Source organism: Winogradskyella endarachnes (genome assembly GCF_009741275.1).
GTDB lineage: Bacteria > Bacteroidota > Bacteroidia > Flavobacteriales > Flavobacteriaceae > Winogradskyella > Winogradskyella endarachnes.
This window is the reverse complement of record NZ_WOWS01000003.1, coordinates 543,153-565,281: the sequence shown is the minus strand read 5'-3', so window position 1 is coordinate 565,281 and position 22,129 is coordinate 543,153. Positions and strand designations below refer to the sequence as shown.

18 protein-coding genes are annotated in these 22,129 nt (G+C 33.1%); 13 read left to right on the top strand and 5 right to left on the bottom strand.

Annotation, left to right across the window (positions count from 1 at the left end):
• The first annotated feature begins 43 nt into the window (after nt 1-43).
• The 6 genes from GN138_RS10730 (at nt 44) to GN138_RS10705 (ending at nt 8,307) form a co-directional block, all read left to right on the top strand.
• Nucleotides 44-1,099 carry a response regulator transcription factor gene (locus tag GN138_RS10730; RefSeq protein ID WP_157363935.1) on the top strand — a complete coding sequence of 352 codons (1,056 nt, stop codon included), beginning with the start codon at nt 44-46 and terminating at the stop codon, nt 1,097-1,099.
• Between the two features lie 109 nt (nt 1,100-1,208).
• Nucleotides 1,209-1,616 (top strand): DUF1573 domain-containing protein, encoded by a 408-nt coding sequence (locus GN138_RS10725; protein WP_157363933.1) that lies wholly within the window; start codon nt 1,209-1,211, stop codon nt 1,614-1,616.
• A gap of 110 nt (nt 1,617-1,726) precedes the next feature.
• Nucleotides 1,727-3,415, top strand: coding sequence for a lysine--tRNA ligase (gene lysS / locus GN138_RS10720; RefSeq protein WP_157363931.1), 1,689 nt, complete (start codon nt 1,727-1,729; stop codon nt 3,413-3,415).
• Between the two features lie 123 nt (nt 3,416-3,538).
• Nucleotides 3,539-4,660 (top strand): T9SS type A sorting domain-containing protein, encoded by a 1,122-nt coding sequence (locus GN138_RS10715; protein ID WP_157363929.1) that lies wholly within the window; start codon nt 3,539-3,541, stop codon nt 4,658-4,660.
• A gap of 76 nt (nt 4,661-4,736) precedes the next feature.
• On the top strand, nt 4,737-5,732 hold the full coding sequence (locus GN138_RS10710) for a hypothetical protein (protein WP_157363927.1): 996 nt from the start codon (nt 4,737-4,739) through the stop codon (nt 5,730-5,732).
• Nucleotides 5,733-5,823: 91 nt separating this feature from the next.
• Nucleotides 5,824-8,307: a zinc-dependent metalloprotease gene (locus GN138_RS10705; protein ID WP_231743064.1), complete on the top strand. Its 2,484-nt coding sequence runs from the start codon at nt 5,824-5,826 to the stop codon at nt 8,305-8,307.
• Nucleotides 8,308-8,454: 147 nt separating this feature from the next.
• On the opposite strand, the gene yiaA is transcribed toward GN138_RS10705, so the two are convergent.
• Nucleotides 8,455-8,946, bottom strand: coding sequence for an inner membrane protein YiaA (gene yiaA / locus GN138_RS10700; RefSeq protein WP_157363925.1), 492 nt, complete (start codon nt 8,944-8,946; stop codon nt 8,455-8,457).
• Between the two features lie 151 nt (nt 8,947-9,097).
• On the opposite strand from yiaA, the gene GN138_RS10695 reads away from it, so the two are divergent.
• The 3 genes from GN138_RS10695 to GN138_RS10685 all read left to right on the top strand — a co-directional run bounded on the left by GN138_RS10695 (nt 9,098) and on the right by GN138_RS10685 (nt 11,584).
• A complete protein-coding gene (locus GN138_RS10695; protein ID WP_157363923.1) occupies nt 9,098-10,594 on the top strand; it encodes a hypothetical protein in 1,497 nt (498 codons plus the stop codon).
• A gap of 88 nt (nt 10,595-10,682) precedes the next feature.
• A complete protein-coding gene (locus GN138_RS10690) occupies nt 10,683-11,141 on the top strand; it encodes a hypothetical protein (RefSeq protein WP_157363921.1) in 459 nt (152 codons plus the stop codon).
• A gap of 101 nt (nt 11,142-11,242) precedes the next feature.
• Nucleotides 11,243-11,584 (top strand): hypothetical protein, encoded by a 342-nt coding sequence (locus GN138_RS10685; protein ID WP_157363919.1) that lies wholly within the window; start codon nt 11,243-11,245, stop codon nt 11,582-11,584.
• A gap of 55 nt (nt 11,585-11,639) precedes the next feature.
• Here the strand turns inward: GN138_RS10685 and hemL are convergent, their stop codons facing one another.
• From hemL to GN138_RS10670, 3 genes are read right to left on the bottom strand one after another with little or no spacing between them, the layout of a single operon-like run.
• On the bottom strand, nt 11,640-12,926 hold the full coding sequence (gene hemL, locus GN138_RS10680) for a glutamate-1-semialdehyde 2,1-aminomutase (RefSeq protein ID WP_157363917.1): 1,287 nt from the start codon (nt 12,924-12,926) through the stop codon (nt 11,640-11,642).
• A 3-nt stretch (nt 12,927-12,929) separates the two neighbouring features.
• On the bottom strand, nt 12,930-13,772 hold the full coding sequence (locus GN138_RS10675; RefSeq protein ID WP_157363916.1) for a glucosaminidase domain-containing protein: 843 nt from the start codon (nt 13,770-13,772) through the stop codon (nt 12,930-12,932).
• A gap of 1 nt (nt 13,773) precedes the next feature.
• Entirely contained in the window at nt 13,774-14,676 is a 903-nt protein-coding gene (locus tag GN138_RS10670; RefSeq protein ID WP_157363914.1) for a 1-aminocyclopropane-1-carboxylate deaminase/D-cysteine desulfhydrase, read from the bottom strand.
• Between the two features lie 333 nt (nt 14,677-15,009).
• Here GN138_RS10670 and GN138_RS10665 point away from each other — a divergent pair, with 333 nt between their 5' ends.
• Entirely contained in the window at nt 15,010-19,020 is a 4,011-nt protein-coding gene (locus GN138_RS10665; protein WP_197429341.1) for a T9SS type A sorting domain-containing protein, read from the top strand.
• On the opposite strand, the gene GN138_RS10660 is transcribed toward GN138_RS10665, so the two are convergent.
• Nucleotides 19,017-19,343, bottom strand: coding sequence for a hypothetical protein (locus tag GN138_RS10660; RefSeq protein WP_157363910.1), 327 nt, complete (start codon nt 19,341-19,343; stop codon nt 19,017-19,019). The genes GN138_RS10665 and GN138_RS10660 overlap by 4 nt on opposite strands.
• 50 nt (nt 19,344-19,393) lie before the next feature.
• On the opposite strand from GN138_RS10660, the gene GN138_RS16040 reads away from it, so the two are divergent.
• From GN138_RS16040 to GN138_RS10650, 3 genes are read left to right on the top strand one after another with little or no spacing between them, the layout of a single operon-like run.
• A complete protein-coding gene (locus GN138_RS16040; RefSeq protein WP_161624671.1) occupies nt 19,394-19,555 on the top strand; it encodes a DUF5522 domain-containing protein in 162 nt (53 codons plus the stop codon).
• Nucleotides 19,555-21,555, top strand: a complete 2,001-nt coding sequence (locus tag GN138_RS10655) for a urocanate hydratase (RefSeq protein WP_157363909.1) — start codon at nt 19,555-19,557, stop codon at nt 21,553-21,555. The genes GN138_RS16040 and GN138_RS10655 overlap by 1 nt, the downstream gene beginning before the upstream one ends.
• Nucleotides 21,556-21,572: 17 nt before the next feature.
• Nucleotides 21,573-22,121: a DUF4136 domain-containing protein gene (locus GN138_RS10650; RefSeq protein WP_157363907.1), complete on the top strand. Its 549-nt coding sequence runs from the start codon at nt 21,573-21,575 to the stop codon at nt 22,119-22,121.
• The last annotated feature ends 8 nt before the right edge of the window (nt 22,122-22,129 follow it).

Here is a 22,129-nt window from a genome sequence, read left to right as displayed (position 1 = left end):
TTCTTCTCACTTAAATAATAATTAAATTATGTAGTTTCGTTCTATGCGAATAAAAATCCTTGTAATTTTTTTAGCTATCACTTCAATTTGTGAAGCACAATATTCATTTTCGGGCTACACAAACCCAGAAGAATGGGATAGCTCTGTTTATCTTTCTATTGTTGAAGATTACAGAAAAATGTCTGGTGTTTACTCAGAACAAATTATTGCAAAAACAGTAGCCGATTCTACTGGCTTCTTTCAATTTACAGGCAATATGTTAGATACTGAAAACCGTATCTATCGCGTACACGTTGACCGCTGCTCCATTACTCAGCAAGAAATTAATCATTTTAATGGGCATTGCAGCGATAGCGAAACACTTTTATTTTTAGCAAAAAATACAGACACGTTAAAACTCCCATTTTCTTTTGGTAAGCAAATTTTTTGCGAAATAGAATCTAATAATCCCAAAGCAAACGCCTTTATAAAAATAGATTCCTTAAAAAATGACATGCGCTTTGCTTACAGTGAATTTAGAAGTGAAGCTAACCGTAAACTTAATAACAAAAAATGGTTTAAAACACTACAAGAATATGGCAAAGCTCTAAACGAACCTTTAGCAGAAATTTACATTTACGCTTATTTATCTGACCGAAGTAGTGAACTTCATAATTATTATGTTGAAGACTTAAAGGATAATAGTTACTACAATAACTTAAAAACAAGATTAGAAAACACCTATCCTAATACAACTTACACTAAACAATACATGAACGAGTTAGAAGCCGACCGTTACTTGCTAACATCTTCAGATAAAAAATCAGCAACACATTGGCACCTTTTACTATATTTTATATTAGGAATTTCAATCCTTTTAAATTTGATTTTTGTCTATAGAAATTGGAAACAAAAGCAATCTAAACTAGAAGATTTAAAAGCAAAATTATCTAAACAAGAACAGGTTGTTTTAGAACATTTATTAATGGATAAAACAAATAAAGACATTGCAGAATGCCTTTTTTTAAGTGTAAGTACTGTAAAAACGCACACTAATAACATTTATAAAAAATTAAACGTACAATCTAGAGAAGACGCAAAATCACTGTTTATCAGTTAGTTAAAAAATTACAACCTGGTACTAGTACCAATTTCAACCCTTACTTTTTAATAATTCACCTTAAAATCTAAGATGTTTGTTTCAAATTAATCATAAAAAATATTTTATCATGAAACGAACATTAAACATTGCAATTCTTTTAGTTTTATCAATTAACTTTTTCAATGTAACCACTACAGAATTTGGCAAATACAACACAAAAGTTGCTATTTTAAAATTTAAAACAGAGGTTATTGATTATGGTACCATTACTCAAAACTCAGATGGTAAACGCTTATTTACATTTACCAATACAGGTGATGCGCCTTTATTAATTACCAAAGTAAAAACCAGTTGTGGATGCACAGTTCCAAGCTACTCTAAAGCACCTATTCAGCCAGGAGACCAAGGTGAATTAGAAATAAAATACGACACTAAAAGACTTGGTAACTTTGCTAAAACTATCACTGTAATGTCTAATGCAGAAGGTGGAAATAAAATCTTAAAAATTAAAGGCAAAATTGTTGCCGCTGAATAGCGGCATAATTTAAGGGTGCAAAACTGCTAAGTTGTATTGAAACTTAGCAGTTTTGTTTGTTTTATACTTAAAAGAAATAACGTAATTTTGCAGCTTTAAAATAAATAAGAATGCAACTTTCAGAACAAGAATTGGTAAGACGCCAAAAGTTAGACAAGCTAAGAGCTTTAGGGATTAACCCTTATCCAGCGGATTTGTTTCCGGTAAACCACACTTCTAAACAGATAAAATCTGACTTTGAGGAAGGTAAACAGGTAATTATTGCTGGTCGTTTAATGGCAATTAACATTCAAGGAAAAGCCTCTTTTGCGCAATTGCAAGATAGCGAAGGTCGTATTCAAGTCTATTTTAATAGAGATGAGATTTGCGAAGGCGAAGACAAATCATTATACAATGATGTTTTCAAAAAACTACTAGATTTAGGTGATTTTGTTGGTATAGAAGGAACACTTTTTACAACGCAGGTTGGTGAAAAAACAGTAATGGTTAAAGATTTTAAACTGTTAAGTAAAGCATTAAAACCCTTACCAATACCAAAGCAAAAAGATGGTGTTACTTATGACGCATTTACAGACCCAGAATTAAGATACAGACAACGTTATGCTGATTTAGTGGTAAATCCGCATGTAAAAGAAGTATTTGTAAAGCGAACAAAATTATTTAATGCCATGCGTCAGTTTTTTAATGATGCTGGTTATTTTGAAGTTGAAACACCTGTTTTACAACCTATCCCTGGAGGTGCAGCAGCACGTCCATTTATTACACACCATAACAGTTTAGACATTCCATTGTATATGAGAATTGCTAACGAACTATACTTAAAACGATTAATTGTTGGTGGTTTTGATGGTGTATACGAGTTTTCTAAAAACTTCAGAAATGAAGGTATGGACAGAACGCACAATCCAGAATTCACAGCCATGGAAATCTATGTATCTTACAAAGATTATAATTGGATGATGGATTTCTGTGAGCAACTTTTAGAACATTGTGCAATAGCTGTAAACGGCACATCTGAAGCTACTTTTGGCGAACATAAAATAAACTTTAAAGCGCCATATAAGCGTATAACCATGCGCGATTCAATATTAGAATTTACTGGTTTTGATATTTATAACAAGTCTGAAGACGAAATAAGAGCAGCTGCAAAAAGTATGCATATTGATGTTGATGAGACCATGGGTAAAGGAAAATTAATTGATGAGATTTTTGGTGAAAAATGCGAAGGCAACTACATACAACCAACTTTCATTACAGATTACCCAAAAGAAATGAGTCCTTTGTGTAAAGAACATAGAGAAAACCCAGAGTTAACAGAGCGTTTTGAGCTTATGGTTTGTGGTAAAGAAATTGCAAATGCATATTCAGAATTAAATGACCCGATTGATCAGCGTGAGCGTTTTGAGCATCAATTAAAACTAGCTCAAAAAGGTGATGACGAAGCTACTGAGTTTATTGATCACGACTTTTTACGTGCACTAGAATACGGTATGCCTCCAACATCTGGAATGGGAATTGGGATGGATCGTTTAATTATGTTCTTAACCAATAATCAAAGTATACAAGAAGTATTATTCTTCCCTCAAATGCGACCAGAGAAGAAAAAAGTTGATTTAAGTGATAATGAAAAAGCGATTTTAGAAGTTCTAAAAACTGAAAAACGAATGGATTTAGTTGCTCTTAAATCTCAATCTGGTTTAAGTAACAAAGGTTGGGACAAAGGCATTAAAGGCTTAGGCAAACACGGCTTAACTAAGGTAGAAAAAACTGATGATGGTTTGTTTGTAGAATTGGTTTAAAACTAATACACATATTTTGAAAAGGAACTATTAACTAATAGTTCCTTTTTTTTAGGAATCAATTACAAATTTTAATACATTTATTACCAGCTCTTTATAATCTTAATCTCGATTGCATTTGGTATGGTAAAAAACTACGTAACATTCAGCTTATTTTTCTTATTTACTTTAATCTTATCCTCACAGAATATCACGGGTAATTGGAATGTGATTTCTTTGGAGTCTAACGGAAACACCATTAGTTTACCAGCAACTGTTACAACAGCTCCAAACATTAATTTTGATGTTTTTGAAGCCAGTCCACCAGCAGGACCATACGATCAGTATTGGGGAAGATATATTAACGGTAACGGAATTTGCAACTCATTTACGTCTTATTTCCATGAATTCACAACAGAATTTATTACGCTTATCCCTTATTTTGACTCAACGGATAATACCTGTACAACCACAGAAGAAACTGATTTCGAAAATTTATTCTTTGCAATCTTGCAACAACCAGGTAACTTAACTTATACATTTTCAAATAACTTACACAATCTAAGTTTCACAAATAGTCTAGGTGAGGTCATAAACTTAGGGCGGGAAAATGCTATGACCAACCTATTGAGCGGCGAATGGTTTATCCATTCCATTTGGGAATATGATCTTTTATTTGAGAATACATTTGACCCAAATTTAAGTATTATTTTTTCAGATGAAATTATAAACGGACAAAGTAACGTTTTTGGCAGTTCAACTTGTAATGGATTCAATGCCTCTTATGATAATCCCATACAGACCAATTCTATAGTTATAAGAAATATGGGTTGGACGCTTTCAACTTGCAACACTACGGATGAACAATATTTTGAGAGCTCTTACAATTATTTTTTCCATAGATATAATGAGGATATTTATACATTTGAAATTTTAGGTACTGGCTCTGACGCCATATTAAATCTTCATAATGGTTACTTAAGTACAATTACTTATGGTAGACAAGCCTTATCTATTGAAGAAAATTTGGAGTTAACAACCAAATTAATAACAGATTCAGTTAACAACCAATTACATATTATTTCTGATAATGATTTAACAAATTCTGAATATGCTATTTATGATGTTTCAGGCAGACAAATTCAATCTAATTATATAGACGCTTCAAATCGAATAGATTTAATAAATATATCCTCAGGAATTTATGTATTAACCATTAAAAACTCTAAAAATCAGCTAGAAAGTTTCAAATTTATAAAAGGTTGAGTTTCTTTTCAAAACGCTTAAAATTTATAGAATTACATCTTTTTTGTACATTAGCCACAAACCTGAACCTCAATCTATGCGCAATCAATTCAAAAACTTATTTAGTCTTCTAGTTGTTTTAATATTTTTATTTTCATGTGAGGAAGACGACGCTATAACGCCTGTTGAAACACCAAATGTGATTGCCGAGTTTAAAACCAACTTATCTGAACTTAATCTTTTTGAAGGCAACTTAAATGAATTGGTCATCACAGAAAAAGCCTTTGAGTACAATATTAACACTACACTTTTTTCAGATTACGCACACAAACAACGCATTATTGCATTACCAGAAGCTACTAGTCTTCAATATAATGGTGATGGCTTACCCATTTTTCCAGATAATACAGTAATAGCAAAAACATTTTATTACAATGTAGACGAACGCGATTTATCTTTAGGAAAAACCATCATTGAAACACGTATTCTTATTAAGATAAATGATAATTGGGAAACAGGAAACTACATATGGAATGACACACAAACTGATGCCACTTTAGACACAGAAGGTAGCACAGTGCCAATTAGTTGGATTGACACAGATGGAAACACCAACCCAACAACTTATAAAATTCCATCTAGCACAGACTGTTTTACTTGCCATAGCAATAGTGATAGAATTCTACCTATAGGCCCAAAACTAAGATCTATGAATTTTAATGTAAATGGCGTAAATCAATTAGAACAATTTATAAGTAACCAACAATTAACAGGAATAACAAGCAGTGGTTCTGTTAGAAGCTTGCCAAATTGGGAAGACACCTCACTATCATTAGAAACTAGAGCTAGGGCTTACATCGATATCAATTGTGCGCATTGCCATATTCCTGGCGGAACTTGTGCAGATGAGTCTACCCTAAACTTAGCTTTTGAAACTACTTTAGAAGATAGCAACATATTAAACCAAGTAGCTCTAATGGATTATAGGATTTCTTTCTATTTAGAAGGAATTAGCATGCCTTTTATAGGTACAACTATGAGACACACAGAAGGCTTAGATTTAGTACAGACTTACCTCAACACCCTTAATTAATAGGCGTTAAATAAATACTAAAATCGGTTTTAAATTTAACAGATTCTTAATAGATCCGTATTTTCATCCAAATTAATTAAAACCGACTCATTTGAAACATTTATCTATTAAACTACTTTTAGTAGTTTCTGCTTTTTTGGCATTTTCTTGCTCTACTGCAAAGAAAGCCGGAAAATCTAAAAAGGATGCCACAGCAATGGCAAAACCACCAGCAAAAAAACCTGGTAAAAACGACCCAAAACCCTATAGCAAAGTCATTCCTAAAGACGCTAAAAGTGATACAGGTTTATTTACAGTACACACTGTAGATGATAAATTTTATTACGAAATTCCAGATTCTCTATTTAACCGTGAAATGTTAATGGTTACTCGTATTTCTAAAACCGCTTCCGGACTTGGATTTGGAGGAGGAAAGCAAAACGAGCAAGTTTTACGTTGGGAGAAAAAAGGAAAAAAAGTGGTACTTAGAGTAGTATCTTATAATGTAGTTGCTGCAGATTCGCTTCCGGTTAATGAGGCTGTAAAAAATTCAAACTTCGAACCTGTACTTTTTACGTTTCCTATTAAAGCATTCAGTAAAGACTCTACTAGTACTGTAATTGATGCTTCACCTTTATTTCAAAAAGACGTAAAGTCATTAGGTTTACCTCTATTTAGAAGACGTCCTTACAAAGTAACACGTTTAGAAAGTGATAAATCTTTTATTGAAAGCATAAAAAGTTACCCACGAAACATTGAAGCAAGGCACGTAAAAACTTATGCTGCTGGATCACCTCCATCTAATTCGAGTACAGGAACTATTTCAATAGAAATTAATAACTCAATGATTTTGTTACCAGATAACCCAATGAAACGTCGTTATTTTGATGAACGCGTTGGGTGGTTTACAAGTCGTCAAACAGATTATGGACTAGAAGACCAAAAAAGTAAGTCTTTAGAGTTTTTAGATCGTTGGAGATTAGAAGTTAAAGATGAAGATATTGAAAAATTTAAGCGTGGTGAGTTAGTTGTTCCTAAAAAACAAATTGTTTACTACATTGATAGAGCTACACCAGAAAAATGGAGAAAGTACTTAAAACAAGGTATTGAAGATTGGCAGGTTGCTTTTGAAGCAGCCGGATTTAAAGATGCAATTATTGCTATGGATCCACCAACTGTAGAAGAAGATCCAGAATGGAGCCCAGAAGATGTGCGTTATTCTGTTGTACGTTATTTAGCGTCGCCAATTCCTAATGCAAATGGACCTCACGTAAGTGACCCAAGAACAGGCGAGATTTTAGAAAGTGACATTAACTGGTACCACAATGTAATGTCTTTATTACGTGGTTGGTTCTTTGTACATACAGCAGCCATTAATCCAGATGCTCAAAGTCCTCAGTTTAGAGATGAAGTTATGGGACGTTTAATTCGTTTTGTATCTGCTCACGAGGTAGGTCACACTTTAGGTTTACCACATAACATGGGAAGTAGCGTTGCTTACCCAGTTGAAAAATTAAGAGATGCAGAGTTTACTCAAAAAAATGGTACAGCACCATCTATTATGGATTACGCACGTTTTAATTACATTGCGCAACCAGGTGATGAAGGTGTTGCATTAATGCCAGACATTGGTACTTATGATAAGTATGCGATTGCTTGGGGTTACAGACCTATCTTAGATAAAACTGCAGAAGAAGAAAAACCTATTCTAAATCAATGGATTAAAGAACATGCAGGCGACCCAATGTATCGTTTTGGTCACCAGCAGGTTGGTGACATCCACGATCCAAGTTCTCAGACCGAAGATTTAGGTGACGATGCTATGTTAGCGAGTGAATATGGTATTAAAAACTTAAAGCGTATTGTACCAAACTTAATAGAATGGACTACAGAAGCTGGTGAAGATTATGATGATTTAGAAGAAATGTATGGTCACGTAGTATCACAGTTTAACCGCTACATGGGACACGTTGCTAATAACATAGGTGGTGTTTATGAGATGTACAAAACTGCAGACCAAGAAGGTGCCGTTTATACTGCAGTGCCAAAAGAACACCAAAAAAGAGCTATGGCTTTTCTACAAGAAAATATATTTAATACACCAACATGGTTATTAGATAAAACAATTTTTGACCGTATTGAATATTCTGGTTCTGTAGAACGTATTAGAGCTTTACAAGCTAGAACTTTAAATACCGTTTTAAGCTTAGGAAAAATGCAGCGTTTAACAGAAGCTTATACTTACGATAATAAAGCTTATGCTTTAACAGATATGATGAAAGATCTTAGAACAGGTATTTGGAGTGAATTAAGAACTGGTAAAAAAATAGACACTTACCGTCGTAATTTACAACGTGCTCATATTGATAGATTAGAATATTTAATGACCGCTAAAAACCAAAGTGGAAGATCAAGAAGCCCTTACGTTAAAGCTACTGCTGTTAACACCAGTCAATCTGATATAAAAGCGGTTGTAAGAGCAGAACTCAAAACATTGCGAACTCAATTACGCAATGCACGTGGAGGTGACGCTATGAGCAGAATACATATTGCTGATGCTATAGAAAGAATTAATCTTATTTTAGATCCAAAATAATTTTAGTTACATATGAAATTAAAAAAGGCTTCAAGATATCTTGAAGCCTTTTTTATTAATAATGTAAATTTTACTATTAATTTTAAAAACCTCACAGTAATACCAACACTGTGAGGCCTTAGGTTACCAACTAACCCATCATCAAAACTAATCTTCGTCCGTTTTTGTTTCTAATTCGTTATTAATGTAAGCCACATCTCGTGTGTTTTTCTGTACAGCAATGGCAGCAAACAAACTTAAGGTAAATGACATGGCGTAGAAGCCTTTTTCGCTTAACTCTAATGTTGCATTATAAAGCCCTATAGTTAATAAAACAATTGATGCAATAGACGTAAACCAACTAATACCAAAATACATTTCGGTGACTTGTATGCCTTCTAATTTATCTCTAACTGCTTTTTGTACTGAGATAACAGAGAATAAACCAAATAATAAAATAGTAAAATAATACCCTTTTTCATTGAGTTGCATTGTTGCATTCCAAAGTCCAACACAATACGCCACCATACCAATAAGTAAGGCAGACCAAGACGCTCCAATAAAAGCAGGTGTAGGTTTGTTATTATAAACTTTCTTTTCTTTCTTTTTAGATTTCACTTTCTCTTCGTCTTTTAACGAAACTGTTGTTTGATAATTCATGATGTTTTGTTTTAATGATTATGACGCAAATTTCAGATAAAGAACAAGGTTCTGAAAACCAAAATTTCTACAAAACTGACGATATATTATTCTTTAAATTATTATAATATGCTATATTTATTAGGAAATTAAAATATATAATGACGAATAAATGATTGAAATAAATTCTATTATTAGCACATTTTCCTCAGAAGAACATCAGAAATTTGTAAATTATCTTCAACAAAAGAACAAGCGTAAGGACACTAAAAACGTTCAATTGTTTAAGTTAATTGCTAGTGGTAATGAAGATTCAACATCTATTTGCAAAAAACTTTACAACACTAAAAAGAGCAATGCTTACCATGCTCTGCGGAAAAGATTATTTCAATCCTTAATAGAATTTACGGCTAATAAAAATCTTGAAGATGAGAATTCAGTTGATATGCAAATTGTAAAATACATATTAGCGTCACGTACATTTTTAATTCAAAATAATTTTAAAATAGCTTATAAAATATTGGATAAAGCAGAACGTTTAGCCGATGAGCATTTGTTATTTCCAATGCTCAATGAAATTTATCACACAAAGATTCAATACGCTTCAAATTATCCTAAAGTTGATTTAAATGACTTAATACTAAAACAAAAAGAGAACCAAAAGAAACATCAATTAGAAGACCAACTCAATATTGTCTATGCCAAATTAAAATCGGTTTTAAATGAAATCACTTATCAAGGAAAAGTGATTGACTTTGAAACAGAATTAGAAAAAATTCTCACAGAACACAACATAAAATTAGACTCCTCATTGTCTTTTAAATCCTTGTATCAAATATTGGCAATTGCCCATTTCTCTGCATTAGTAACTGCCAAATACTATAAAATTGAAGATTTTGTTTTAAAAAGCTACAATACTTTAAAGCTAAAAAAAGAAACAGACAAACAGTTATTTTATCAAATACATATTGTTTACATAATAGCTAACACATTGTTCAGAAACAAAAAATTTAAGTCTTCACTACTCTATATAGAAGAAATGGAACAATTAATGCAATTAAAAAAGCGCGCCTTTTACAAGGATTTTATATTAAAAAAAACGCTTATTAAAGTTTTAAATCTCAATTATACAAACAAACAAAATGAAGCCATTATATTAACCGAGAACATTTTACAAAAAAAAAGCAATGACCTAGAAACCTTATTAGATCTTCAACTGACTTGTTTTATGCTCTATTTTCAAAAAGGCAACTATAATAAAGCCAAATCAATTTCTTCAAAATTTTACCACACGGACCAATGGTATAAAGAAAAAGCCGGACTAGATTGGGTAATAAAAAAATACGTTGCCGAACTCTTATTATATGTAGAATTACAGGAAAACGATTTATTCTTTTCTAGATTAAAAAGCTTTAGAAGAAGTTACACTAATTACCTGAAGCAAATAGAACAAACAAGAATTCTAACATTTTTAAAATTTGCAGAACAGTATTATTTAAATCCTAAAAGTTTAACTTCTGAAAGGTTTAAAATTAATCTTGAAACATCTTTTGAATGGATTACTATATGCCAAGAAGACATCTTTGTAATTAGTTTTTATGCATGGTTAAAAAGTAAAGTAGAACAAACAGATTTATACCAAACTACACTACAACTTCTTAGTCTATAATGTTAAATAATCTGTTAAAAACACAGTTTGAATTAAACGGATCAACATTTATAATGTCTAAACAGATATAAAATAAAACAAAAACGACATGAAAAAATTAGTAATGATTGCGATAGCACTAGTAACCTTAAATGGTTTTGCTCAACGTGAAGGCAGAAAAGGAATGGACCAAGAAAACAGGTCTGAGTTAAGAAAAGATATGTCTCCAGAGGACATCGCAGATTTAAAATCTAAAAAGCTAACGCTAAAATTAGATTTAACAGACAAACAACAAAAAGAAGTTAAAGCTGTATTTTTAGAACAAGCTAAAGACAGAGAAAAACATAGAAATGAACGTAAAGCTAAGGATGGCGAACAAAAAGAAAAGCCAACCACAGAAGAGTTTGTTAAAATGCAAAATGAGAGACTAGACAAGCAAATACAAATGAAGCGAAAGATGAAGAGTATTTTAACTGCTGAGCAGTACGCTGAGTTTGAAAAAATGAAGCCTAAAAAGCATAAAAAAGGAGGAAAAGAGAGACGAAAAGGAAATAAAGACGAGAAATAAGAACATATTATTTCTATAAAAAAGTATCGCTTAGTCGATACTTTTTTATTTTATTGAATAAAATTATTACATTAGTCACTAAATTTATTAAATAGTCCATAATGAAAAAGTTAATTACTCTATGTTTATTTGCATTTGCAATGTTTTTTGGCAGCCAAACGCTGACTGCACAAAACAGCAAATTAGATGCAATGAAAAAAATAAACGCCACAGCTGCAAAAAAAACTGAATCTCTAAGAATACACGTTAAATTTGGTCCTGAACAACGCGATGACGTTTATGAAGCCTTAAAACATTATGGACAGAGTATTGCTAATTTAGAAGGTAAAGATGTTAGTGCTGAAGAAAATGCTAAAATTGAAAAACAATTAGATGATAAAATTAAATCTATTTTATCTGAAGAACAATACGAGCTTTACAAAACGTTTGACTCGGAAAACTAAATAAAAAAGCCTCACAAATGTGAGGCTTTTTTTATATAAATACATAACACTAATTTTAAAGAGACTTTGCAATTTGCTCTACAGCCGCAATGGTTTCATTTAAGTCTTCATAAGTTAAGGCATCAGTTATAAACCAAGTTTCAAAAGCACTAGGAGCAATATAAATACCTTGATCTAACATACCATGAAAAAACGTTTTAAAAGTTTCATTATTACCTTTTGCAGCGGATTCAAAATCTACAACGGGCTCTTCAGAAAAATGTACAGAAATCATAGAACCAATCCTATTAATTGTATGTATTACATTATTCTTATTAAGTGCTTCAGCAATTCCGTTATGCAAATATTTAGTCTTCTCTCCTAACCTATTCATTAACCCTTTATCGGCATTAATCTCTTTTAACATAGCTAAGCCAGCAGCCATTGCTAATGGATTTCCACTTAAAGTTCCGGCTTGATAAACAGGTCCATTTGGCGCCAAAAAATCCATAATCTCATTTCTTGCTGCAAATGCGCCTACAGGTAATCCACCTCCAACTACTTTACCAAAACAAACAATATCTGCATCAACACCTTTCAACTCTTGCACACCACCTTTAGCCAATCTAAAACCCGTCATTACTTCATCAAAGATTAATAAGATATCGTTTGCATCACAAAGCTGTCTTAGATTTTCTAAAAAACCTTCAACTGGAGGAATACAACCCATATTACCTGCTACTGGTTCTATTATAATAGCAGCTATATCACCTTTATTAGCTTCAACTATAGACTTTACATTTTCTATATCATTATATATAGCTAACAAAGTATCTTTAGCAGTACCTCCTGTTACACCAGGACTGTTAGGTGTCCCAAAAGTAATAGCACCACTTCCTGCTGCTATTAAAAATGAATCACTATGCCCATGATAACACCCAGCAAATTTTATAATTTTATCTTTTTTGGTAAATCCTCTAGCTAAACGAATAGCACTCATACAAGCCTCTGTACCTGAATTTACAAAACGAATTTTATCAATATTTGGCACCATTGCCACTGCTAATTCAGCAATCTCTGTTTCTAAAGCAGTTGGCATTCCAAAAGAAGTGCCTTGCCTTGCTTTCTCAATAACAGCTTCAACAACTGGAGGATAAGCATGGCCAAGTAACATTGGTCCCCAAGAATTTATATAATCTATAAAACGATTATCATCTTCATCATAAACATAAGCACCTTTTGCAGATTTAGCAAAAATCGGTGTTCCGCCTACAGCATTAAAAGCTCTTACAGGTGAATTCACACCACCAGGAATTACGCCTTGTGCTTCTTTAAATAAAGCACTGCTTCTTTGATATAACATATTTTAATTAGGAATAATTAGTTCTTGACCAATAGTAAGGTCATTAGATTTTAACTGATTTCTCTTTTTAATAGCATCTACAGTTGTACTATATAATCTAGAGAGTGAATACAACGTATCACCTTTAGTTACGGTATGCTTTTTTAAAATATCTTTCTTTTTTATGCCTTCAATTATGGTGGTAGAACTTCTTTTCCTTTTAGAACTGGCCTTACCCAAAACTTCCGCATCATACCTATACAATTGATAACGTTCTATTAAGCTAATTAATTTCTGAGGGTATTTTCTATCTGTTGCATAACCTGCAGCACGTAGGCCTTTTGCCCAACCTTTATAATCGTCTGGTTTTAGATTAAAAAGACTTGCATAACGTTTTCTACCTGTTAAAAATTCGGAATGATCCTCATAAGAACTTTCAGCTTTTTTATATTTTCTGAAACATTCTTGAGAGCGGTCATCATCATGATAAATTTTAGCTCCCTTCCATCCATGACACTTTATACCAAAATGATTATTGGCTTTTACAGCTAATCTACCCTTACCAGAACCAGATTCTAAAATACCCTGAGCAAGTGTAATACTTGCAGGGATTTTGTGTTCTTTCATGTTTTTTTTGGCGATATAAGCATATTGTTGTATGTAAACCTCCACTGCACTTTGTGGTTTCTTATCTGCATTCACTGGCTTATCGGCAGTTACTGTAGGCACTTGTTTTTGCTCCACCTTTTTAGTAACAACAGTTTTAGAAGTGGTTGTATTTTCTCGTTTTGTAACAATACCTTTTTTGGGTCCGCAACTAAAAAAAGCCAACACCAACATAACTATTACTATAGGTTTAGATTTCATTTTATACATCAATTAAAGGTTGGTTTTTCCGTTTCAACAATTCATTAACGCCCGCAATACCTTGTAAGCCACCTGTGTGAATTGCTAAGATTTTAGAATTAGGAGGAAAAAATTCCTTTTCAATTAAATCAAATATACCATACATCATTTTACCTGTGTAAATTGGATCTAATGGAATATTATATCTCTTTTTAAATTCATTAATAAACGAAATTAATTCAGGCTTTATTTTGCCGTAACCACCAAAATGATAGTCTGTTATTAATTCCCAATTATCTCGATTTGCAAACTTACGAATATCTTGTTGTAAAAAATCACCTTTTAATGCAGGAAAACCTAATATGTTTTGATTATCGTTTGAAGCATTAATTATTCCAGAAATTGTTCCACCTGTTCCAACCGCACAACAAACATAATCAAAACTCAAGTCTTCTGGTTCTAATATTTCTTCGCATCCTTTTATAGCTAATGTATTTGTACCACCTTCCGGAATTAAATAAAAGGCTTGAAATTCAGTTTTCAATTTATCTATAAAGTTATCATCAGCTTTATTTCTGTATTCTTGCCTTGATATAAATTTAAAATTCATACCACAACGTTTAGCAAATGCTAATGTTGGGTTTAAATCAGTTCTGCTTTGCAATTCTTCTCCTCTAATAATTCCCACAGTTTTATAACCATATGCTTTTCCCGCATAAGCAACAGCTGCTATGTGGTTAGAGTATGCACCACCAAAAGTTAACAGCGCGTTCGCATTGATTTCTTGCGCTCTTAATAAATTATATTTAAGTTTTCTGAATTTGTTACCAGATATAAATGGATGAATCAAATCCTCTCGTTTCACAATTAATTCAAAAGAATTGTTAAGAATTACTTTCTGATTTTCAATATTAATATTTATCAAATTTTATTTTTTACAAAGATAAGTAACGCATTTTAATCATAATCTACAAAATAATGTAAGAAAGAATATACAAAAATCACTTTATCGATGTTTTTTATCGTTTTATCGGTTAAAAATTATTTTTTTTTCACATTTTTTATTACGTTTGGCCATTAATAACAAACAATTAGTCCTTTATAATTAAAATATTATCAGATTATAAACATTATTATAAGAGATACTATACTTTTAAAAACCCTACTTATCATGAAGAATACTTTACATTTTAAGTTATACTTTAAATTAAATTCTTGTATAAGCCTCAATAAAAAACCATTTATTTTCTTGCTATTTATGGCTGTACTATTAAATAGCAATTTAGTTCATGCTCAGTTGCCAATTTTCGATGATTTTGAATCGGATTGGGGAAATTGGAATGATGGTGGTAATGATTGTAATTTTGTTAACAACAACTTAATTAATGGTAACTCTAACATCAGGATTAGAGATAACTCAGGTAATAATTCATCTATGTTTAGTGACAACATTGATTTAACATCTTATTCCTCTGTAACCATTGAATTCCTCTTTTATGCCAATAGCATGGAAAATGGAGAGAATTTTTTCGTGGAATACGATGACGGTTCAACCGAAACCACTATAGCAAATTATATTCGCGGCACACATTTTAATAACGGACAAGTTTACTCAGTTAGTCTAACTCTAGATAATACCATTTATACTTTTAGTAATAATTCTAGATTTAGAATTGTTTGTGATGCTAGTGCAAATAACGATCAAATTTACATAGACGATATAAATATTACAGGAGTCCCTATTAGTGGTGGTAGCGGACCAACTAACGACGATTGTATAGACGCCATCAGTTTAACACCAGACACAAGTTGTATTATGACCACAGGAACAACAGTAGGCGCTACGCAATCTTTATCTGGCTGCGCTGGTTCTGCTGATGATGACGTTTGGTATTCTTTTATTGCAACAAGCACAGATCATGCAATTACTGTTGAAGCTGGTAGTATTAACGATATCGTTTTTCAAGTATTCTCAGGTGGTTGTGGAGGCTCTTCCATAGAATGTGTAGACGACACTGGTGGAGGATCAACTGAAACCACAACGCTATCAGGACTTACAATTGGAACAGAATACCATATAAGAGTATATAGTTATTTTAATGGCAACGGACAAACTGGCACTTTTGATATTTGTGTAGAAGAGCTAGCCCAAAGTGTACCTCCACCACCAAACGACGATTGCTCTAATGCCATCTCATTAACACCATCCTTTATATGTAACCCAGTAACAGGTACAACAGTTGGAGGAACAGAATCTATGACTGGTTGTGCTGGAGTTGCAGATGACGATGTTTGGTATTCTTTTGTTGCCACAAGGCCAGAACATGAAATAATTGTAGAGGCTGGAACGTTATATAATATAGTATTTGAAGTGTTTGTTGGTAGTTGCAGTGGTGCATCTTTAGAATGTGTTAACGAAACATCACAATATAATCCTGAGTCTACAACATTAATTGCCTTAAACGTTGGCACAACTTACTACATTAGAGTATATAGTTTTAATGGTGGTAACACTAATTTCAATGGCACCTTTAATATATGCGTTAGAGAAACCTGTGAAATAACAAATGTTTTGGGGACATCTAGTTTTGCATGCCCTTCTGTGGATGCAGGCGGATTAGGTACTTCTGGTTCTGATATAGACATGAATTGTACAGATGGAAGCACAACACTTGAAGCTAATTATTTAGAGATTGGAGAAACTACAAATTATAAAGTAGAAGCAATAGCCTATAATCCTCCTTATCAATTTGGGTGTTTAGAAAACGCAGTTAGTGTAAACGTTGATGATATTTTTTCTCCCAAAATCAATTTACCATTTGATTTTTGTTTTTATGGAAATACTTATAACTCGTGTGTTATTGGATCAAATGGTGTTATATCTTTTGATGCGGACAGGTTAGCAAACACACCTTCTGGATGGTATATTTCTAGAAATATTCCCCATAACACGAATGCTTCTGATTTTAATAGTGGTGCGAACAATTATTATTTCGGTCCATCGGTTTATGGAGTTCACCATGATGTGGACCCAAGTAAAGGTGGTGAAATAGGTTATCAGCTCATAACTTTAGATACCGGTTGCCAAGCATTAGTCACGGCATGGAAAGATGTACCAATGTACGCTGAAAACTCAATTTTATATTCTGGGATGATGGTGTTATACGAGGACACCAATATTATTGAAGTTTATATCCAAGAAAAGAATTTAGATAGAGTATATTATAATAACGGAGCACGTTGGAACAATGGACGAGCTGTAGTTGGTATTCAAGGTGATAGTTCAACTGCCACAGTAGCCCCAGATAGGAATGCTTTTAGTCCTAATTGGACAGCAACAAACGAAGCATGGAGATTTACTCCAGACGGAACACCTATAACCACCTTAAAATGGTACGAAAACTCAATCACTGCAGCTAATGAAATTATTGATCCTGATAACGATGGACAAATTGAAGTGAGTCCAACAGAAACTACAACTTATTACGCAGAGGTGACTTACAACTTATGTAATGGAACAACTTTAGTAGAGCTAGACCCAACGACTGTAACTGTAACTGGTAAAAAAACATGGAACGGCTCACAAAGCACAGCTTGGGAAAACGCTAACAACTGGACACCAAATGGAGTACCTGACCCTACAAATTGTATCACTATACCAAACACGGGTAATGACCCTATTATGCAAGGTTCTACTGATGGCTATGGCTATAACTTAAGTGTTGAAAACGGAGCAACATTAACTCAACTCTCAAATGCTTCTTTAACAATTGAAGATGTTATTGAAATTGAACCAACAGGTGACATTGAAGTAAACACCAGTGCAAGTATTATTCAAATTACCGATGTTACTACAAATAACAATACAGGTACAGCAAGAGTACAACGAAAAGTAGACGGTATTTCTTATTTCGATTACGTATATTGGTCTTCTCCTGTTGATGTATTCGACGTTGAAAACATCTCTCCAGGAACGCCAAGCTATGGAATATACAAATGGCTACCAACGCAAGCGAATGGCACAGCTGGTAATCATGGTAATTGGATAAGTACACAAGAAAACATGATACCTGGTAAAGGTTATATTGTTAGAGGCTTAACAGGCACATCAATAGCAAATACCGCCGAATTCAGTGGCACATTAAACAATGGTAGAATTACTTTTCCAATATCTAGAGGAAACTATACTGGAGCTAATTACGCTGGTTTAGGGAATACTGCAACTGCAGAAGATGATAACTGGAATTTATTAGGAAACCCATATCCTTCTGCAATTTCTCTGCAAGATTTTGTTGCTGCCAATTCTGATATTGACGGTACATTGTACTTCTGGCAACACCTAACACCAGCAACAAGTGCTATAGATGACCCATTTTACAATGGCTATATGTACAACTATTCAGATAGCGAATATTTAGCTGCTAATAGCTTAGGCTCAACACCTCCTGGCTTTAATGATTATATTGCATCCGGACAAGGGTTCTTTGCGCTTATGTTAGATTCAGCTCCAGCAAACAGTACTGTTAGTTTTAGCAATACTATGCGTGGTACGTATGCCAATAACGGGTTTTACAGAAGCGCAACTACTGCACCAGAAAAACATCGTATTTGGTTAGATTTAGTAAATAGTAGCAATACAGCACTTTCTACTTTAGTAGGATTTACAGATGGGGCAACTGATGATATAGACAGATTATATGATGGGTATTTAATAAGCCAAACTGGTGATCAATTTTACTCATTAGTAAGCAATGAAAAACTTACCATACAAGGAAAAGGCTTACCTTTTGTAGATTCAGAAACAATTCCGTTAGGTTATAAAATTAATAACTCTGGCACATACACAATCTCAATTAATCAAGTTGATGGTTTATTCGCAAATGCGAGTCAGAACATATTTTTAGAAGATACTGAACTTAATATCATTCATGATATTAGAGCTAATCCATATATATTTGCTTCGCAAGCTGGTGTTTTCGATACTAGATTTATTTTAAGATTTACCAATGAATCCTTAAGTATTAAAGACGAAGAAATTATATCTGAGTTAGACATAAGAAATTTTGACAACACTCTGTATGCTACTTCCAATTTAAGTATCATAAAATCATTTGAATTATTTGATGCTACTGGAAGATTAATTCATAAAAACCTTAGTGTAGAAAGTACTAATTACAATTACCTTTCCCATAATTTGAGCAAAGGAACGTATGTTGTAAAAGTAGAGTTACAAAATGGTTCCGTAGTTTCTAAGAAAATAATTATTTAAAAAAAGTAATTAAAAAAATTAAATAAAGGCCTTGATTTTAAGTAATCAAGGTCTTTTTCATTGGCATAGGCTTCACGCTCAAACGAAATATTTCTATAGGCCAAATTCCAATTTCGATATTTCACTATTTTAATCAAAAATTCAATTACGTAAATAACAAAGAAAGGAATAATTAATAATTCAATTTGTTGTTTCAGATGTATTTTCTCATGGTTTAAAAGTATCTTCTTCTCTCTTAACCCTTCAAACTTTAACAATACAAAAGGAAATATAGTTAAACCTATATAACCTTTAGGCACTAGATATTTTGATATAATAATCATACCTAGAATCCATTCAAAAATCACACCAAATTACATTATCTTTGTTTACTATGAAGAAATATGTCCCAATTGAAGATGGAGACTACTATCTAACGCCAGAAGGATACCGCTGTTTTACCGAACAATACCATTTAAAACGCGGTTATTGTTGTGAAAGTGGCTGTAGACATTGCCCTTATGGATTTAATAAAAATACTTTAAAAAAAAAGTAATGCCAACATCTACATTATCATTTAAAGAGCAAATTCTAGAGGGTATTCCTGAAGTACTTCCAGAATTAAAACCATATAACCCTACGATTAATCATGCTCCCAAACGAAAAGCGATACTATCTATAGAAGAGGAGAAATTAGCTCTAAAAAATGCGCTTCGTTATTTCAATAAAAAACACCATAAAGAATTAATCAAAGAGTTTAAGCACGAATTGAAAACTTATGGTAGAATATACATGTATAGGTTAAGACCAGACTATAAAATATTTGCCAGACCAATTGAGGATTATCCTGCGGCATCAAAGCAAGCTGCAGCCATTATGCTAATGATACAAAACAATTTAGATGACGAAGTAGCACAACATCCTCAAGAATTAATTACCTATGGTGGTAATGGTGCTGTTTTTTCTAATTGGGCGCAGTACAGATTAACCATGAAGTATTTAGCCGAAATGAATGACGAGCAAACACTAGTGATGTATTCTGGTCATCCAATGGGCTTATTTCCATCTCACAAAGAAGCACCAAGAGTTGTCGTAACTAACGGAATGATGATACCAAACTACTCCAAACCAGATGACTGGGAAAAATTCAATGCTTTAGGTGTTACCCAGTATGGGCAAATGACAGCAGGAAGTTATATGTATATTGGTCCTCAAGGTATTGTACATGGCACCACGATAACAGTTTTAAACGGTTTTAGAAGAATTCAAAAAGAGCCCAAAGGACATCTATTTGTTACTTCTGGACTTGGCGGAATGTCTGGAGCGCAACCAAAAGCAGGAAATATTGCAGGTTGCATTACAGTTTGCGCAGAAGTAAATCCAAAAATCACACAAGTTAGATTAGACCAAGGTTGGATAGACGAAAAGATAACAGATTTAAATGAATTAGTAACTAGAGTTAAAAACGCGCAGACAAATAAAGAAACAATATCAATAGCTTACCTAGGAAATGTTGTTGACGTATGGGAAAAATTTTATGAAGCCAATATACATATAGACTTAGGAAGTGACCAAACCTCTCTTCACAACCCTTGGGCTGGTGGCTATTATCCTGTAGGATTATCTTTTGAAGATGCCAATGAAATGATGGCAATTAACCCAAAATTATTTAAAACCAAAGTACAAGAAAGCCTACAGAGACATGCAGATGCTATAAATAAACATACCGAAAAAGGCACCTACTTTTTTGATTATGGAAATGCATTCTTATTAGAAGCATCTCGTGCAGGAGCAAATATTATGGCAGATAATGGAGTTGACTTTAAATATCCGAGTTATGTACAAGATATTATGGGACCTATGTGCTTTGATTATGGTTTTGGGCCATTTCGTTGGGTTTGTGCATCAGGAAAACCGGAAGACTTAGCAAAAACAGACGAAATTGCCTGTACGGTTTTAGAAGAAATCAAAAAGAATTCTCCTGTAGAAATTCAACAACAAATGGCTGATAATATCAAATGGATTAAAGGTGCACAAGAAAACAAGTTAGTTGTTGGTTCACAGGCTAGAATTTTATATGCAGATGCGGAAGGACGAATGAAAATAGCAGAAGCTTTCAATCAAGCTATCGCAAACAATGAAATTGGATTTGTTATTTTAGGTAGAGATCACCATGACGTCTCCGGAACTGATTCACCTTACAGAGAAACGAGCAACATATACGATGGATCACGTTTTACAGCAGACATGGCAATTCATAATGTTATTGGAGATAGTTTTAGAGGTGCCACTTGGGTTAGTATACACAATGGTGGTGGCGTTGGATGGGGCGAAGTAATTAATGGCGGTTTTGGTATGGTTCTTGATGGTAGTATAGAATCATCTAAACGACTCAAACAAATGTTATTCTGGGATGTGAATAACGGAATTTCTAGACGAAGTTGGGCCAGAAATGAAGGTGCTATGTTTGCTATTAAACGCGCCATGGAAGCCGAACCAAATTTAAAAATAACATTACCAAACATTGTAGATGATCATTTATTAAAAGATGTTTAATTAAAAACAAAAAAGTTATGAAAAAACTACTCAATTTTACTCCAATGTTACTTTTACTAGTAATATTATCATCGTGCAGTTCAGTTAGAGTTGCCGCAGATTATGACCGTGAAACAAATTTTGAAAATTATAAAACCTTTGCTTTCTTTAAACCTGGTATTGACAAAGCAGAAATTAATGATATCGACAAAAGACGCATATTAAGAGCTATTGAAGCTGAGTTAATGGCTAAAGGTTACACCAAATCCGAAAATCCAGATATGTTAGTAAGCATTTTTACCAAATCTAACCAACGAGTAGATATTTACAACAATGCTTGGGGCAATGGTGCATGGGGTTGGGGAGGTTATGGCGGCTGGGGCTGGCGAACTGGCTGGAACAACAACCAAGTTTCAACTTCAACTGAAGGTGTTCTATATATAGATTTAATTAATGCAGATAAAAAAGAATTAATTTGGCAAGGATCTGGTACCGGAAATTTAGAAATGAGAAATATAGAAAAGAAAGAAGCAAGAATTAAAGAGTTTGTTTCTGAAATGTTATTGTTATTCCCTCCGGAGAAATAACAAAAATA

Excerpts from the sequence above, each read along its gene's own strand:
- lysS (WP_157363931.1), top strand. The coding sequence starts at position 1,727 with ATGCAACTTTCAGAACAAGAATTGGTAAGACGCCAAAAGTTAGACAAG.
- GN138_RS10730 (WP_157363935.1), top strand. The coding sequence starts at position 44 with ATGCGAATAAAAATCCTTGTAATTTTTTTAGCTATCACTTCAATTTGT.
- GN138_RS10690 (WP_157363921.1), top strand. The coding sequence starts at position 10,683 with ATGAAAAAATTAGTAATGATTGCGATAGCACTAGTAACCTTAAATGGT.
- GN138_RS10695 (WP_157363923.1), top strand. The coding sequence starts at position 9,098 with ATGATTGAAATAAATTCTATTATTAGCACATTTTCCTCAGAAGAACAT.
- GN138_RS10655 (WP_157363909.1), top strand. The coding sequence starts at position 19,555 with ATGCCAACATCTACATTATCATTTAAAGAGCAAATTCTAGAGGGTATT.
- hemL (WP_157363917.1), bottom strand. The coding sequence starts at position 12,926 with ATGTTATATCAAAGAAGCAGTGCTTTATTTAAAGAAGCACAAGGCGTA.
- GN138_RS10685 (WP_157363919.1), top strand. The coding sequence starts at position 11,243 with ATGAAAAAGTTAATTACTCTATGTTTATTTGCATTTGCAATGTTTTTT.
- GN138_RS10675 (WP_157363916.1), bottom strand. The coding sequence starts at position 13,772 with ATGAAATCTAAACCTATAGTAATAGTTATGTTGGTGTTGGCTTTTTTT.
- GN138_RS10710 (WP_157363927.1), top strand. The coding sequence starts at position 4,737 with ATGCGCAATCAATTCAAAAACTTATTTAGTCTTCTAGTTGTTTTAATA.
- GN138_RS10715 (WP_157363929.1), top strand. The coding sequence starts at position 3,539 with ATGGTAAAAAACTACGTAACATTCAGCTTATTTTTCTTATTTACTTTA.
- GN138_RS10650 (WP_157363907.1), top strand. The coding sequence starts at position 21,573 with ATGAAAAAACTACTCAATTTTACTCCAATGTTACTTTTACTAGTAATA.
- GN138_RS10665 (WP_197429341.1), top strand. The coding sequence starts at position 15,010 with ATGGCTGTACTATTAAATAGCAATTTAGTTCATGCTCAGTTGCCAATT.
- GN138_RS16040 (WP_161624671.1), top strand. The coding sequence starts at position 19,394 with ATGAAGAAATATGTCCCAATTGAAGATGGAGACTACTATCTAACGCCA.
- GN138_RS10660 (WP_157363910.1), bottom strand. The coding sequence starts at position 19,343 with ATGATTATTATATCAAAATATCTAGTGCCTAAAGGTTATATAGGTTTA.
- GN138_RS10725 (WP_157363933.1), top strand. The coding sequence starts at position 1,209 with ATGAAACGAACATTAAACATTGCAATTCTTTTAGTTTTATCAATTAAC.
- yiaA (WP_157363925.1), bottom strand. The coding sequence starts at position 8,946 with ATGAATTATCAAACAACAGTTTCGTTAAAAGACGAAGAGAAAGTGAAA.